12 protein-coding genes and 1 pseudogene are annotated in these 12,845 nt (G+C 64.8%); 5 read left to right on the top strand and 8 right to left on the bottom strand.

What is annotated here, in order from left to right; translation table 11 throughout:
• Window positions 1–356: 356 nt before the first annotated feature.
• Complete coding sequence (locus tag AYJ54_RS43460; protein WP_063708626.1) at window positions 357–1,124, bottom strand: tetratricopeptide repeat protein; 768 nt, start codon at window positions 1,122–1,124, stop codon at window positions 357–359.
• 103 nt (window positions 1,125–1,227) lie between these two features.
• On the opposite strand from AYJ54_RS43460, the gene AYJ54_RS43455 reads away from it, so the two are divergent.
• Both AYJ54_RS43455 and AYJ54_RS43450 read left to right on the top strand, forming a co-directional pair.
• A complete protein-coding gene (locus AYJ54_RS43455; RefSeq protein ID WP_063708625.1) occupies window positions 1,228–2,772 on the top strand; it encodes a cation:proton antiporter in 1,545 nt (514 codons plus the stop codon).
• A 235-nt stretch (window positions 2,773–3,007) separates the two neighbouring features.
• Window positions 3,008–3,778: a hypothetical protein gene (locus AYJ54_RS43450; RefSeq protein ID WP_063708624.1), complete on the top strand. Its 771-nt coding sequence runs from the start codon at window positions 3,008–3,010 to the stop codon at window positions 3,776–3,778.
• Between the two features lie 230 nt (window positions 3,779–4,008).
• Here the strand turns inward: AYJ54_RS43450 and AYJ54_RS43445 are convergent, their stop codons facing one another.
• The 5 genes from AYJ54_RS43445 to AYJ54_RS43425 all read right to left on the bottom strand — a co-directional run bounded on the left by AYJ54_RS43445 (window position 4,009) and on the right by AYJ54_RS43425 (window position 9,434).
• Window positions 4,009–4,815: an SDR family NAD(P)-dependent oxidoreductase gene (locus tag AYJ54_RS43445; protein WP_063708623.1), complete on the bottom strand. Its 807-nt coding sequence runs from the start codon at window positions 4,813–4,815 to the stop codon at window positions 4,009–4,011.
• Between the two features lie 51 nt (window positions 4,816–4,866).
• Window positions 4,867–5,244 carry a DUF1850 domain-containing protein gene (locus AYJ54_RS43440; protein ID WP_063708622.1) on the bottom strand — a complete coding sequence of 126 codons (378 nt, stop codon included), beginning with the start codon at window positions 5,242–5,244 and terminating at the stop codon, window positions 4,867–4,869.
• On the bottom strand, window positions 5,241–7,352 hold the full coding sequence (locus tag AYJ54_RS43435; protein WP_063708621.1) for a TRAP transporter permease: 2,112 nt from the start codon (window positions 7,350–7,352) through the stop codon (window positions 5,241–5,243). Before AYJ54_RS43435 ends, AYJ54_RS43440 begins: the two co-directional genes overlap by 4 nt.
• 192 nt (window positions 7,353–7,544) lie before the next feature.
• Window positions 7,545–8,492: a TAXI family TRAP transporter solute-binding subunit gene (locus AYJ54_RS43430; RefSeq protein ID WP_063708620.1), complete on the bottom strand. Its 948-nt coding sequence runs from the start codon at window positions 8,490–8,492 to the stop codon at window positions 7,545–7,547.
• A gap of 462 nt (window positions 8,493–8,954) precedes the next feature.
• Entirely contained in the window at window positions 8,955–9,434 is a 480-nt protein-coding gene (locus AYJ54_RS43425) for a hypothetical protein (protein WP_063708619.1), read from the bottom strand.
• A gap of 194 nt (window positions 9,435–9,628) precedes the next feature.
• On the opposite strand from AYJ54_RS43425, the gene AYJ54_RS43420 reads away from it, so the two are divergent.
• The gene (locus tag AYJ54_RS43420) at window positions 9,629–9,931 is read left to right on the top strand and encodes a hypothetical protein (protein WP_063708646.1); all 303 of its coding nucleotides are present in this window, start codon (window positions 9,629–9,631) and stop codon (window positions 9,929–9,931) included.
• Between the two features lie 69 nt (window positions 9,932–10,000).
• Here AYJ54_RS43420 and AYJ54_RS43415 read toward each other — a convergent pair whose 3' ends face one another.
• A complete protein-coding gene (locus tag AYJ54_RS43415) occupies window positions 10,001–11,191 on the bottom strand; it encodes a hypothetical protein (protein WP_063708618.1) in 1,191 nt (396 codons plus the stop codon).
• Window positions 11,192–11,247: 56 nt separating this feature from the next.
• On the bottom strand, window positions 11,248–11,874 hold the full coding sequence (locus AYJ54_RS43410) for an NUDIX hydrolase (protein WP_063708617.1): 627 nt from the start codon (window positions 11,872–11,874) through the stop codon (window positions 11,248–11,250).
• 71 nt (window positions 11,875–11,945) lie between these two features.
• Here AYJ54_RS43410 and AYJ54_RS43405 point away from each other — a divergent pair, with 71 nt between their 5' ends.
• Complete coding sequence (locus tag AYJ54_RS43405) at window positions 11,946–12,371, top strand: PaaI family thioesterase (protein ID WP_063708616.1); 426 nt, start codon at window positions 11,946–11,948, stop codon at window positions 12,369–12,371.
• A 213-nt stretch (window positions 12,372–12,584) separates the two neighbouring features.
• Window positions 12,585–12,845: pseudogene (locus AYJ54_RS48570) on the top strand (IS110 family transposase); the annotation flags it as partial.

The following is a 12,845-nucleotide window of genomic DNA, read 5'->3' as shown; positions in this document are numbered from 1 at the left end:
CCCGCCGCGAGGAGAAGGCTCACGGCGGCACCGAGGAAGCAGGCGCGCAGCGTAAATTTGGCAAGGGAAGGCATTTGCGCGGAGGGATGCGTGCCGCACATGGCATAGGGCTCCGTGACATCGGGCTTTCACCGTTGTCGCGGCGGGTCAGGATTGGGTTCAAATCGGGCCTGCCGTCATCAGGGGCGGACCGCGGCCAGCCCTCCCTCGCCCCGCTTGCGGGGAGAGGGTGGGGTGAGGGGGAGTCTCCGCGGGGGTGGTGAAAGCTGGAATCGCGAAGGCTCCCCCTCACCCGGATTGCATCTGACGATGCAATCCGGCCTCTCCTCGCGCGCGGGGAGAGGCGCAGACCACCCTCAATACCCCTCCACCCCGTTCAACCGTTGCAGCCGGTCCTGCATCGCCTTCTTCAGATCATAATCCGGCCGGCCGAACTCGGCGTTGCGCCGCGCGACGAACTCGTCCTGCTCACGCTGCAGCGCCTTGGCTTCGGCCGGATTGCGCGCTTCGCGGATGGCGCGCGCATTCGAGGCATAGATCTCGCGATCGAGATCGGCGAGCTCGCGATTGGCGCAGATCGCCTTTTCCACGGCGCGGCGGGCGCGGGCGCAATTGAAGCTGGGCTTGCCCGCGACCGCCATCTGCGCCCCGATCCGCTCGAGCTCACGTGCGATCGCCTTATGATTGGCCCTGGCCTTCTCGTGGTTCGGATCGATCCTCAATGCCGCGCCAAAGTCCTGTACCGCCTTGGGCCGGTCGCCCTTTTTCAGCCACAGCTCGCCGCGCGCATTGAAGATGTCGGCGAGCGTGGGATCGAGCTGCAAGGCGCGGCTGTCGTCGGCGATCGCGCGGTCGATCTGGTCGTGGCGCGCATAGAGCGCAGCCCGCGCGATCAGCGCCTTAACGAGGTCCGGCTTGGCCGTCTTCTCATTGTCGATCACCTCAGCGCAGGCCGAGGCCGCCTTGTCCATGTCATCGGCGGCTGTCGCGGCCAAACACGGCGCGATATCGACCGGCGTAACGGCGACCGGCTCGCCTCCGGTCGCGGCACGGGCTACCCCGAGCGACAATGCGCAGAGCAACGCGGCCGCACTGAGCCATTGAATCAGAGCAGAAGCGCGCATCGTCGTCGTAGTCGGAATGTCTCGCCTTGTCGCCATATTGTCCATTATACGGCCGGATTGATGCTAGCCTGTAGCATCGCTCAAACCGCCTCGGGGCTTCGTCGTGTCGACTTTCGAATGGATCATCGCGCTGCTGCTCGGCGCCGTTGCATTATCGGCGCTGGCGCGGCGGATCAAGGTCCCCTACCCGGCCTTTCTCGCCATCGGCGGCGCGCTGGTCGCCTTCGTGCCGTCGAGTCCGTCCTGGACGCTTGAGCCCGATTTGGCTTTGGCGCTTTTTGTCGCACCGGTGCTGCTCGACGCCGCCTTCGACACCTCGCTGCGCGATCTCCGCAACAACTGGGTTCCGGTCTCGACCCTGGTCGTGGCCGCAGTCGGCCTGACCACGGCCGGCGTGGCATACGTTGCGCACCGGCTGGTGCCGGACATGCCCTGGGCCGCTGCCGTTGCACTCGGCGCGATCGTGGCGCCGCCGGATGCCGCCGCCGCGGTCGCGATCCTGAGCCAAGTCAAGTTGCCCTATCGCATGGTGAAGGTCCTGGAAGGCGAAAGCCTGCTCAACGACGCGAGCGCGCTCTTGATCTATCGCATCGCGGTCGGCGCGGTCGTCATGGAGCATCTGAAATGGAGCGAGGTCGCGCCGACGATTGCGCTGGCGCTCGTCGGCAGCGTCCTTGCCGGACTTCTGGCAGCCCGCATCATTCCGCTCTTCCTGGAACGCGTGACCGAAGCGCCGAGCGCGATCATCATGCAGTTCGCCACCACCTTCATGATCTGGATCGCCGCCGAGCATCTCGGCCTCTCCGGCATCCTCACCATCGTCGTCTACGCCATCACGATCGCGCGCACGGCGGGGGCACGAATGCCGGCACGGCTGCGCGTGCCGTCCTATGCGGTGTGGGAGACGATCGTGTTCGTGCTCAACGTGCTCGCCTTCATGCTGATCGGCATGCAGATGCGCCCGATCTGGTCGCGGCTCGATCAGGACGTGCGCTGGGAATATTGCGTGGCGGCAGCCTGGATCCTGCTCACGGTGATCCTGGTGCGGCTTGCCTGGATCACGTTCTACCGCACGACGCTGCGCGTGCTGATCATACACGGGCTCTATCATCCGAAGGATCCGAAGGCCGTCGCCTCGCCCAAGGGCGGTCTCATCATCTCCTGGTGCGGCATGCGCGGCCTCGTCACGCTAGCCACCGCCTTCGCGCTGCCGGAGAGTTTTCCCTATCGCGATTTCATCGTCTTCATCGCCTTTGCCGTCGTGCTTGGCTCGCTGATCATCCAGGGCCTGACGCTGCGGCCGCTGATCCTGGCGTTCGGCCTCAAGGACGACGATCCCGTCAGCGTGGAGGTCGCGCGTGCACGCGCGGTCGCCTATCGCGCCGCGCTCGATGCGATCGAGGACGATCCCTCGGAGGAAGCGGAGATCCTGAGGCTGGAATATCGCGCGATCCTGATGCAGGCGGAGAACGACCCCGACGGCGGCATCGCCGACGGCCGATTGCCCGCCGATCCACTGCGGCTGCGCGCCATCGAGGCGGCGCGAAAATCGATCTTCGACCTCCGCGCCACCGAGGTGATCGGCGACGATGCGTTCCACCGGCTCGAGGAGGAGCTCGATCGCGCGGAGTTGAGCGCGGGGGGATGAGGTTCTCGACGCCTCCACAAACTCCACGTCGTCCCGGCGAAGGCCGGGACCCAACCACAGCACGCAGTTGTGGCGCGAGATTTGGGTCGCCCTGTCTTCGTCAAACTCAATCCTGGGGTCTCGGATCTGCGCTTCGCTTGTCCGGGACGACATCGGAGAGTGAGGCGACGGGTGAGCACCACAGCTCCAATATATTACCATTGAACCAAACGCGCTTTCCCCAGACTCACTCCTGATGACAACCTTGATTGATGATCGTCGCGTGCGCACGCGTGCTGCGTCGCCTGCGCGATACTTTTATTTCCACATGGCCCTGGCCTGCGCGGCCACCGCCTTCCTCGGCTTCGCACCGACCTATTGGGTGCCGCTCGCTCACCGGACTTTTTCCGCAAGCCCGGTGATCCATTTCCACGGAATCTTATTCTTCACCTGGACGCTCTATTTCGTGCTCCAGACCTGGCTCGCGGCCTCTGGCCGCGTCGTCAATCACCGCTCGCTCGGCATCGCCGGCGTGTCGCTCGCGACCGCGATGACGATTTTCGGCTTCCTCGCCTCCGTGCATGTGATGAAGCACCCGGCCGCGCTCGGGCAGACCGACGCCGGCATCGCCTTCTCGATCGTGCCGATGAGCGGGATCGCGTTCTTTGCCGTGGTGTTTATCCTTGCGATCATGAACACGCGCAAACCGGAGATCCACAAACGGCTGATGCTGCTCGCCGCGGTCTCGATCCTCGATGCCGCGATCGCGCGCTGGTTTCTCACCTTCCTCGCGCCACCCGGACCGCCCGGCCCGCCGCCGGTGCCGGTCACCATCGCACCGGCTGTCGTCGCCGCGCTCCTGCTCGTCGTCGCCATGGTGCGCGACCGGCGCACCGAGGGCCGCGTGCATCCGGTCTATATCTACGGCACACTCGCGATGCTGGCGGTGAAGGTCTTGAACTGGCCGATCAGCGAGACCGCAGCGTGGCACGCCTTCGCCGGCGGGATTCTGGCGCTGGCGCAGTAAGCGACAATGTCGTCCCGGACAAGCGCAGCGCCGGGCAGCGCGTAGCGCTGTCCCGTAGCGGAGCGCCGATCCGGGACCCCCGCGCGAGCGCTTGCGCTCGTCGCGATAACCACAGGATCGAGTTTGGCGAAGACTCGTGGTTATCAGTCTCGCGCCAACCACTTCCTGTGGTTGGGTCCCGGGTTCGCGCTACGCGCGCCCCGGGACGACAGCGGAGAATTTGGCGCCGCCTACGCCCCCGCCTTGCACGTGATCCCGCCGTCCACCACCAGCTCGATCCCCGTCACATATTTCGATTCATCCGACGCCAAAAACAGCGCGGCGTTGGCGACGTCCCAGGCGTCGCCCATGTGGCCCATCGGCACCTGGGCATCGCGCGCACGCCACATCGCCTCGACGTCGCCCTTGGCGTAGGTGGCGGCAAGGCCGGCGGAATGCGCGACCATCGGCGTCTTCATCAGGCCGGGCAGGATCGCATTGACGCGCACGTGGTGGCGCGCGAACTCGATCGCAGTGGTTCGCGTCATCTGGTTCATCGCCGCCTTCGAGGTGCCGTAGGTGACGTAGGAGATGCCCATGTGACGGATAGAGGCGATCGAGGAGATGTTGATGATCGACCCGCCGCCCTGCTTCACCATCACGGGGATCACGTGCTTCATGGCGAAATAGGCGCTCTTGAGGTTGACGCTGAAGACGCGGTCCCAGCTCTCCTCGGTCACCTCGACCACGCTGCCCATCTCGGCGATACCGACATTGTTGTCGAGCACGTCGATACGGTCGTAAGCCTTGAGGCACGCCGCCACCATCGCCTCGATCTCGCTCGCGCGCGAAACGTCGGCGGTGAATGCGGTGGCCCTGCCGCCCTCGTCCGCGATGATCTTCGCGGTCTCTTCGGCGGCGGCACCGTTGCGGTCGACACAAAACACGTGCGCGCCCTCGCGCGCAAAGGTCACGGCGGTCGCCTTGCCGTTGCCCCAGCCCGGTCCGATCGAGCCGGCCCCCACCACCATCGCAACCTTGCCCTTGAGCCGATCCATCGCGTTTCTCCTTGTTGTCTGTAGCCCGGATGGAGCGAAGCGCAATCCGGGCTACGGATCGTTGCAGATTGTCATTTTTGTGATGTTAGCACCGATCGGATGCCCGATGATCTCCGACAATGTCCGGCATGCGCCGTCATGGCACAACCGCCATTCACCGGCCGCACCGGAATTGCCGAGCACCACCTCTTTCATCGGTGCGCGTTTCGGCTGCCATTGAAACCAGCCGTCGACGAGCCGCGCCTCGGGCGGCGGCTCCATGCCGGCCCCCGTGCCCTTCACCCGCGCCTGCACGAGCTGGAGACCGGCCGGCGTGACCCGCCAGTCCTCCTGCCAGTCGATCTTCTCGATCGAATGCGTCCACACCAGCGTGAAGGCCGCCATCGCCAGCGCCTTCACGCCTCCAGCTGTGGCGAAGCAGAGGCTCACACCGCCTCGACCGTTGCCGGCGGGCGCTGTCGCCACTGCCACAGCACGAGCCCGGCAGAGAGCACGAAGCCGGCGGTGTCGCTGAATTGGAAGTCGCCGAGCAGGCAGAGCGCGGCGCCGAGCGCGACCGCGCGTTCGACCAGCGTCAGCCGCGTGAACAGGAAGCCGATCGCCACCATCCCGAACAGGCCGATCGCGACCAGCGCCTTGAAGGTCGCCAGCGCCACCGCGCCGTAGAAGCCGAGCTGCGCGACCATGGGATCGCCGGCCTGCAGCATCAGGGCGGGCGAATAGACGAAGATGAAGGGGATGACATAGCCGGCGAGCGCGATGCGCATCGCCTCCCAGCCGATCTTGTCCGGATTCTCCTTCGCGATCGGCGCTGCCGCGAGCGCAGCCAGCGCCACCGGCGGCGAGAGATCGGCCATGATGCCGTAGTAGAACGCGAACATGTGGCTCGCGATCAGGGGCACCCCGAGCTTTGCCAGCGCGGGCGCGGCGAGCGCGGCGGTGATGATGTAGGTCGGGATCGTCGGGATGCCGGTGCCGAGCAGGATCGACAACAGCATGGTCATGATCAGCGCCAGGAACAGGCTCTTCTCGCCAAGCCCGATCACCCAGCTACCAAAAATGGTGCCGACGCCGGTCTGCGACATCATGCCGATGATGACGCCGACGATGGCGCAGGCCATGCCGACGGTGATGGCGGATTTGGCGCTCTCGGCCAGCGAGTCGCGGCATGCGCGCAGCGCCGCAAGGCCGCCACGCACGAACGCCGTGATCACGATCAGCCCGACGACGACACTCGCGACCGGCACGATCTGCAGGCCGTCACGCGACAGCGCGGCGACGACGAGCGCGAGCCCGATCCAGAAGATGTAGCGGATGGTCGTGGCCGAAACGCCCGCCGTGATGGCGGCGCCGAGGATCAGCGTCACCGTCAGCGCGAGGCCCATGCTGCCGGCATAGAGCGGCGTAAAGCCCTCGAACAGCATGTAGACGAGCGCGGCGAGCGGCAGGACGAGATACCAGCGCGTCACCAGCGCCTTCCACGCGCTCGGGATCTCCGAGCGCTTCATGCCGACAAGGCCATACTTGCCGGCTTCCAGATGCACCATCCAGAAGGCGGAGGCGAAATAGAGCACCGCAGGGATCGCGGCCGCCTTGACGATCTCCGAATATGCGACGCCGAGCGTCTCCGCCATGATGAAGGCGACCGCGCCCATCACCGGCGGCATGATCTGTCCGCCCATCGACGCCGTGGCTTCGACGCCGGCCGCGAAGGCGCGGCGGTAGCCGAACTTGATCATCAGCGGAATCGTGAACTGGCCGACGGTCACGACGTTGGCGACGCCGGAGCCCGAGATCGTGCCCATCATGCCCGAGGCAAACACGGCGACCTTCGCCGGACCGCCGCGGGTGCGGCCGAACAGGCCGAGCGAGACGTCGGTGAAGAGCTGGATCATGCCGGCGCGCTCCAGGAACGAGCCGAACAGGATGAACAGGAAGATGTAGGTCGCCGAGACGTAGATCGGCACGCCGTAAAAGCCTTCGGTGCCGAAGGACAGGTGGGTGACGATCTGGTCGAAATCATAGCCGCGATGGTTGAGCGGCGACGGCAGGTATTGGCCGAAGAACCAGTAGACCAGACACGCGCCGCACATCAGCGGCAGCGCCGCGCCCATCAGCCGCCGCGTGCCCTCGAAGATCAAGACCGCGAGCAGCGTGCCGACCGCGAGATCGAGCCGCGTCGGATCGCCGTCGCGCGCGATCAGGTCGGCATAGAATATCCATTGATAGAGTCCGCAGAGGAAGCCGGCGCCGCCGATCAGCCAGCCTAGCGCGCGGCCGAGATCACTCTTCGCGGTGAAATTGGCGATCAGGCCGAAGGTGAGCAGAATGAGGAAGCCGACATGAACGCCGCGCACCACCTGGCTCGGCAGGTAGTTGAAGGCGGCGACATAGAGCTGGAAGCAAGCAAAGGCGATGCCGATCCAGTAGGCGAGATGGCCCCACCAGCCCGGGCCGAACCCTTCTGGAAAGCCGTGCTCGAAATTGTCGAATTCAACTTTGATGGGCGCTTCCGCGCCCTCTGCCTTTTCCAGCATCCAATTAGCCCCAGCCCAACCCTGCACACTTTATAGCATTGGCACGGTTCATCCGAACCGTCATGCCCGGGCTTGTCCCGGGCATCCACGTTCACTCCGTCATTCCGGGGCGATGCGAAGCATCGAACCCGGAATCTCGAGATTCCGGGTTCGGCTCTGGCGAGCCGCCCCGGAATGACAACGGAGGGTGTGCTACTTGATCAGCCCCTTTTCCTTGTAATAGCGGATCGCGCCGGGGTGCAGCGGAACCGGGCTGCCGCTGGCGGCGGTCTCGAGCTTGATCTCCTTGCCGGCGGCATGTGCGTTGGCGAGCTCGGGGAGCGACTCGTAGATCAGCTTGGTCATCTGATAGGCGAGATCATCGGACACTGCGGAGCTGGTCACGAGATAATTGACCACGGCCGCGGTCGGCACGTCCTTGTCCTGGCCGGTATAGGTGTTGGCGGGAATGATCGCCGAGATGAAGGGCGGGCCGATCTTGTCGACGGTCTCCTTCGGCACCGCGACCACCGTGATGGAGGCCGAGGTCGAGAGGTCCTTCAGCGAGGCAACGCCGAGACCGGCCGATTGCAGCGTCGCGCCGAGCTGGCGGTTCTTCATGAGGTCGACGGATTCGGCGAAGGGCAGATACTCGACTTTGCCGAGATCCTTGTAGCTCATGCCGGCGGCGGCCAGGATCGCGCGCGAATTGAGCTCGGTGCCGGACTTCGGCGCGCCGACCGACAGGCTCTTGCCCTTGAGATCCGCCAGCGTCTTGATGCCGGACTCGGCTGTGGCGACGATCTGGATGTAGTTCGGATAGATCGCACCGATGGTGCGCAGCTTGTCGAGCTTGTTCTTGAAGCCCGCTTCCTCATCGCCTTCCCAGGCCGCTTTCAGCGAGTCACCAAGCGTGAATGCCAGCTCGCCGCGGCCCTGCTGCAGCAGGATCAGGTTCTCGACCGACGCCTTGGTGGCCTGCACCTGCGTCTTCACGTTCGGAATTTTGTCACCGTAGATCTTCCCGATCGCGACCCCGAGCGGATAGTAGACGCCGGAGGTTCCGCCGGTGAGCACGTTGATGAACGACTGCGCATGCGCGCAAGGTGCCGACGCCGCCAGAGCAAGAGCCGCGGCCACGCCGAAAAACTTCAATTTCATGATTTCTAGACTCCCCAAACCGGCCGGGAAATTGGCCGGACGGGAGGAGCGGGTCAACCCATCCAAAAGGCAAAACAGGCCTGCGGGAAGCGGCTATTTGGCACGACTTCGGTGGAACCCCGCGGGTGCGGCGACGTAGCGCAGCCGGGCAGCTAAAGCTGAATGGCTTCGGTTGAGTCGATTGGCCGCGGGCTCGCTCGACCTCTCCCGCTTGCGGGGGAGGCATAGGCCGCCTTCGGCGGCCGTCCTCTAAGAGACGCCGAGGCGAAGCCTCGGCTATGGCGAAGCGCCGGGTGGGGGCTTTCTCCACATCGGGAGTGTCGATTGCGGCGACACCCCCACCCCAGCCCTCCCCCGCAAGCGAGCCCGCAAGCGGGAGAGGGAGCGCACCTGCTTTGTGGCAACAATCAATCGCGTCCTGGTCGCGCGCCCGAACGGATCAGGTTCGAGCGCGCGCCTTCGTCATTGGAAGGTCATGTCCAGGCACTTGGAGATGTCGGAGCCGAGGCCGGAGGAGATGATGATGCAGCCGCGGACCTTTTGCGTGGTGACGTCGGCGGCCCAGACCGAGTAGCCGCCAGGGCCGAAGAACGAGTTGGTGTTCGGCGGCTCGGTCTCGGTCGCGTCAAAATCATAATGCCCGTCGGTCTCGAAGATGCGCGGCTTCTTGGTGCAGCCGCCGTCGGTCTGCACGTTGATCACTTCCTTGTTGTCGCGGGTCAGCGCCAGCGAGACCTGGCAGCGGAAATATTCCGAGGTCTTGGTATTGAAGAGATAGGTGTAGGACTTGCAGGTCGCGGTGTTGAGCTTGCCGGGGGCAAGGCCACGGCTGCAGGAAATCCTCTGGTTGTGGCTGAGCTGGTAATCATCGGCCCAGGCAGCCGGCTCCGACGTCACCAGCGACAGCGCGGCAGCCGAACAAATTTTAATGACATGGCGCATCCGAATCACCCCCACCAATCTTTTTGTCGAGTTGCGTTCTAGACGGAAAGCGGAACATAGTCGCGCGGGGACGAAGGGAAAATCACAAACTGCTGGGCAAGACGTGATGCACCGCGGTGCGGCTCGCGAATTGACCCGGAAATGCCGTTCGTGATTTGTTCAAGCCGGCGACCCGATTGTCGGGAGGATGGATGATGGCATTTTCAACGAAGACGTTTGCAATCGCAGCCGCACTCGGCGCCTTCGCCGCGCCGGCATCGGCACAAACCGCGGCGACGCCGTGGGAGCTCAAGCCCGACATGGGCTACGCCTACGACAAGGACGGCAAGACCTTTTCCTACAAGATGGGCACCAGCAACGCCGGCGAGCTCCTCAAGGGCGCCAAGAAGGTGCCAAAGGGCACGCTGTTCTTCATCGGCCACAACGGCCAGCTCTACATGCGCACCGGCCCCTATCTCGAAGGCGATGGCCGGTTCAAGTTCGGGCCGGATCAATAGACCCAAACTCCCATGTCGTCCCGGACAAGCGAACGAAGTGAGCGCTGATCCGGGACGACGGCGTGTTTTCTAAAACGCCCCCGCCAACTCCCGCGCACCGGCATTGCTGCTGTTCGAATCCATCCGCGCATCCGTCACCGCGAGCAGCTTGGCGACCGTGTTGTGGCGGATCGCGACCGGGTTGCGCTCATAGCCGCCGCGCTGGAAGAAGTTCGAGGTCGGCACCTGCTCGCGCATTGCCTGCGGCATGGTCACCATGTCGAGTCCGGTGCCGTCGCCGGTGAGGTTCATCATCTCGAGCTCGGCGGCAGTGAGCGGACGCATGTAGCCCTTGGCGCGGGCGAACAGCACCGACGTCAGCAGCTTGTGAGTCTGCAGCATCGGCCCGACATCGATGTCGAGCACCATCGCATGCATGGCCCAGCCCTGCGCGGTGTCGCCGATCTTCTCGTGCTCCGACCAGGTGTCGGGTGCGGACTTGGCAAGCGCCACCATGCGCTTCAGTACGCTGAGCTTGTACTCCAGCGACTTGCGCGCCGGCCCCGAGGTCTGCGCCACCTTTTCACTCAGCGCGCGGATGAATTCATGGCCCTGCTCGGCGAGCAGTTCGACGCTGTTGGTCGTCAGCAACTGGTTGTAGCCGACCGCGGTCGAGATGGCGCGCTTGCCGCCATGCTCAATTCCCGATTGCACGTCGTAATTGCCGGTGCCGCCGGTCTCGAACGAATAGACCCGCACGGCCTGCTCGCGCGTCAGCCCTGAGGCGAGCGCGTAGCGCGCGTAGGCGCGCTTGAACTCGACCTCGGTGGTCGGGCGCTGCGGCGTGAACTGGTAGAGGTCCTGCGCCGCGCGCAGGAAATCGGCGACCACGGGAATCGGCTTTCGGACGGGGCGCTCCGGCGTTTCCTCCGGCTCCGGGTTAACGGGCCGCTTCGGCCCGTTATAGAGCGGCGGATGCACCAGCACGTAGTCATCAAGCGTCACCTGTTGTCCGCTGCGCCGCTTGGCATTTCGGATACGTCGCTTCTCGGAGATCTGGCCCCAGTAGGCGCCGGCCTCGGCGTCGAAGGTGGCGCGCGCCTCCTGATACTCTGCGAGCTTGCGACGATATTCGGCAATCGCCTGCGGCGAGGCCTGCGCCATCGCGTTGCTGACGGATGGCGGTAGCACGGCGGAATCCCGCGCAAGCGCGGCAGGCACGAGCAGGACGAGTGTGAATGGAACCAGCGTCAGGGCACGTCGAATCGGGATGTGATGCATGCGCGCCTTGTAGCAAGCATCCGGTAACTGTCACGTTAACGTGCCGTTTACCATCGTCACTTCCAGGCGAATACCGGCTGTTCCAGATCGGTGACGCGGGTCTGGCGCCCCGCCAGCATCTCGCGGAACTGGTAGATCAAGGCCGCCGTCGGCGCGTGGATCAGGCTCTCATGATGGTGGAAGCGGATCACGCGGCGCGCACTTTCTGGGATCGCGACGAAGTCGAAGGCGTCCGCGCGCTCGATCGTGGCGAGCGCGATGTGGTGGACGGAGGCGACCTCCTGCGGGTTCGGCGTGATCGCGGCGCTGTCGGCGGCCCAGACCACGACCGGCGTCACCAGATAGCCGGAGCGTGTCGGATAGTCGTCGAGCAGGCCGAGCACCTCACTCGCCGTGAGCTTGAGGTTCAGCTCCTCGTCGAGCTCGCGCAGCGCCGCTTCGACCGGCGTCTCCCCGGCATCGCAGCGTCCGCCCGGCAGCGCCCATTGACCGCGATGGGCGCGCAGGCTCGATGCGCGCCGGGTGAGCAGGAAAGCGGTGGCGTCGCCCTCGACCGCTGCGGTCAGCGCGATCACCACCGCAGCGCGCTTGAGCACTGAGGCCTCGCTGTTTTCCGGCAGGCGCGTGAAAGCTGTGCAGGCGGCCGCGATATTCCGCCTGGTGGCATCGTCGAACGGTCTCATGATGCTTGACTACACCACGTCCGGCCCCGATGAAATGAGCTCGGAATATCTGTGCAGGATGGGCTCGGGACATGATCAACAAGGCCGCCGCAAGGCTCAAGTCAGACGGCTGGACCATCCTCGAGACCACGGGCTTCATGCACCTGATCGGCCCGCTGTGGGAACGCAAGGTGGGCGATTCCTACGAATTCGCGCTTGCCACCGAGGACAAGCACCACAATCGGCGCGGCATGGTCCAGGGCGGCGTGATGATGACGTTTGCGGACCGCACCTGCGGCATGACCGCCCGTTACGTCTCGGGCAAGGAATTCATGGCGACGGTGCAGCTCGACACGCATTTCGTCGAGGCCGGCAAGATCGGCGACATCCTGATCTCCCGCCCCCGCGTGGTGCGCTCGACGCGCAGCCTCATCTTCATGAGCACCGAAGTCACTGTCGACAACCGCTGCATCGTGATGGCCAACGGCGTGTTCAAGATCCTGAAGGGGCCGGAGTAGGCTTAGGGTTAGGCTGCCACTGCTGCCCACCACACACTCCCCTGTCGTCCCGGCGAAGGCCGGGACCCATAACCCCGGGGAGAAGTTGTGGCGCGAAGCCGGCAACCACGAATCTTCGCCAAACTCAATCCTGGGGTTGATGGTGTGGACGGCCCCCTACGGCATCAGTGTGCCAGAATGAGGTTGTCAGAAACTCATTCGCAGGAGCCGTCCGTGAGCCAGATTATCCGCATTGGGATGGATACGTCGAAGTATATTTTTCAATTGCATGGGGTTGATGCATCGGAATCGGTCGTGCTTCGCAAGCGGCTGAGCCGCAAGGCGATGCTGGCGTTTTTTGCCAAGCTGCCGCCGACGGTGGTGGCGATCGAGGCCTGTGGGGCCGCCCACCACCTGGCGCGATAGCTTGGCAAGCTGGGGCACACGGCCAAGCTGATCGCGCCGCAATTGGTGAAGCCCTATGTGCCGCGCAAC

Source organism: Bradyrhizobium centrolobii (genome assembly GCF_001641635.1).
Classification (GTDB): Bacteria; Pseudomonadota; Alphaproteobacteria; order Rhizobiales; family Xanthobacteraceae; genus Bradyrhizobium; species Bradyrhizobium centrolobii.
This window is presented reverse-complemented; position numbering and strand designations above follow the sequence as displayed.

Excerpts from the sequence above, each read along its gene's own strand:
- AYJ54_RS43460 (WP_063708626.1), bottom strand. The coding sequence starts at position 1,124 with ATGCGCGCTTCTGCTCTGATTCAATGGCTCAGTGCGGCCGCGTTGCTC.
- AYJ54_RS43450 (WP_063708624.1), top strand. The coding sequence starts at position 3,008 with ATGACAACCTTGATTGATGATCGTCGCGTGCGCACGCGTGCTGCGTCG.
- AYJ54_RS43425 (WP_063708619.1), bottom strand. The coding sequence starts at position 9,434 with ATGCGCCATGTCATTAAAATTTGTTCGGCTGCCGCGCTGTCGCTGGTG.
- AYJ54_RS43430 (WP_063708620.1), bottom strand. The coding sequence starts at position 8,492 with ATGAAATTGAAGTTTTTCGGCGTGGCCGCGGCTCTTGCTCTGGCGGCG.
- AYJ54_RS43415 (WP_063708618.1), bottom strand. The coding sequence starts at position 11,191 with ATGCATCACATCCCGATTCGACGTGCCCTGACGCTGGTTCCATTCACA.
- AYJ54_RS43405 (WP_063708616.1), top strand. The coding sequence starts at position 11,946 with ATGATCAACAAGGCCGCCGCAAGGCTCAAGTCAGACGGCTGGACCATC.
- AYJ54_RS43445 (WP_063708623.1), bottom strand. The coding sequence starts at position 4,815 with ATGGATCGGCTCAAGGGCAAGGTTGCGATGGTGGTGGGGGCCGGCTCG.
- AYJ54_RS43410 (WP_063708617.1), bottom strand. The coding sequence starts at position 11,874 with ATGAGACCGTTCGACGATGCCACCAGGCGGAATATCGCGGCCGCCTGC.
- AYJ54_RS43435 (WP_063708621.1), bottom strand. The coding sequence starts at position 7,352 with ATGCTGGAAAAGGCAGAGGGCGCGGAAGCGCCCATCAAAGTTGAATTC.
- AYJ54_RS43420 (WP_063708646.1), top strand. The coding sequence starts at position 9,629 with ATGGCATTTTCAACGAAGACGTTTGCAATCGCAGCCGCACTCGGCGCC.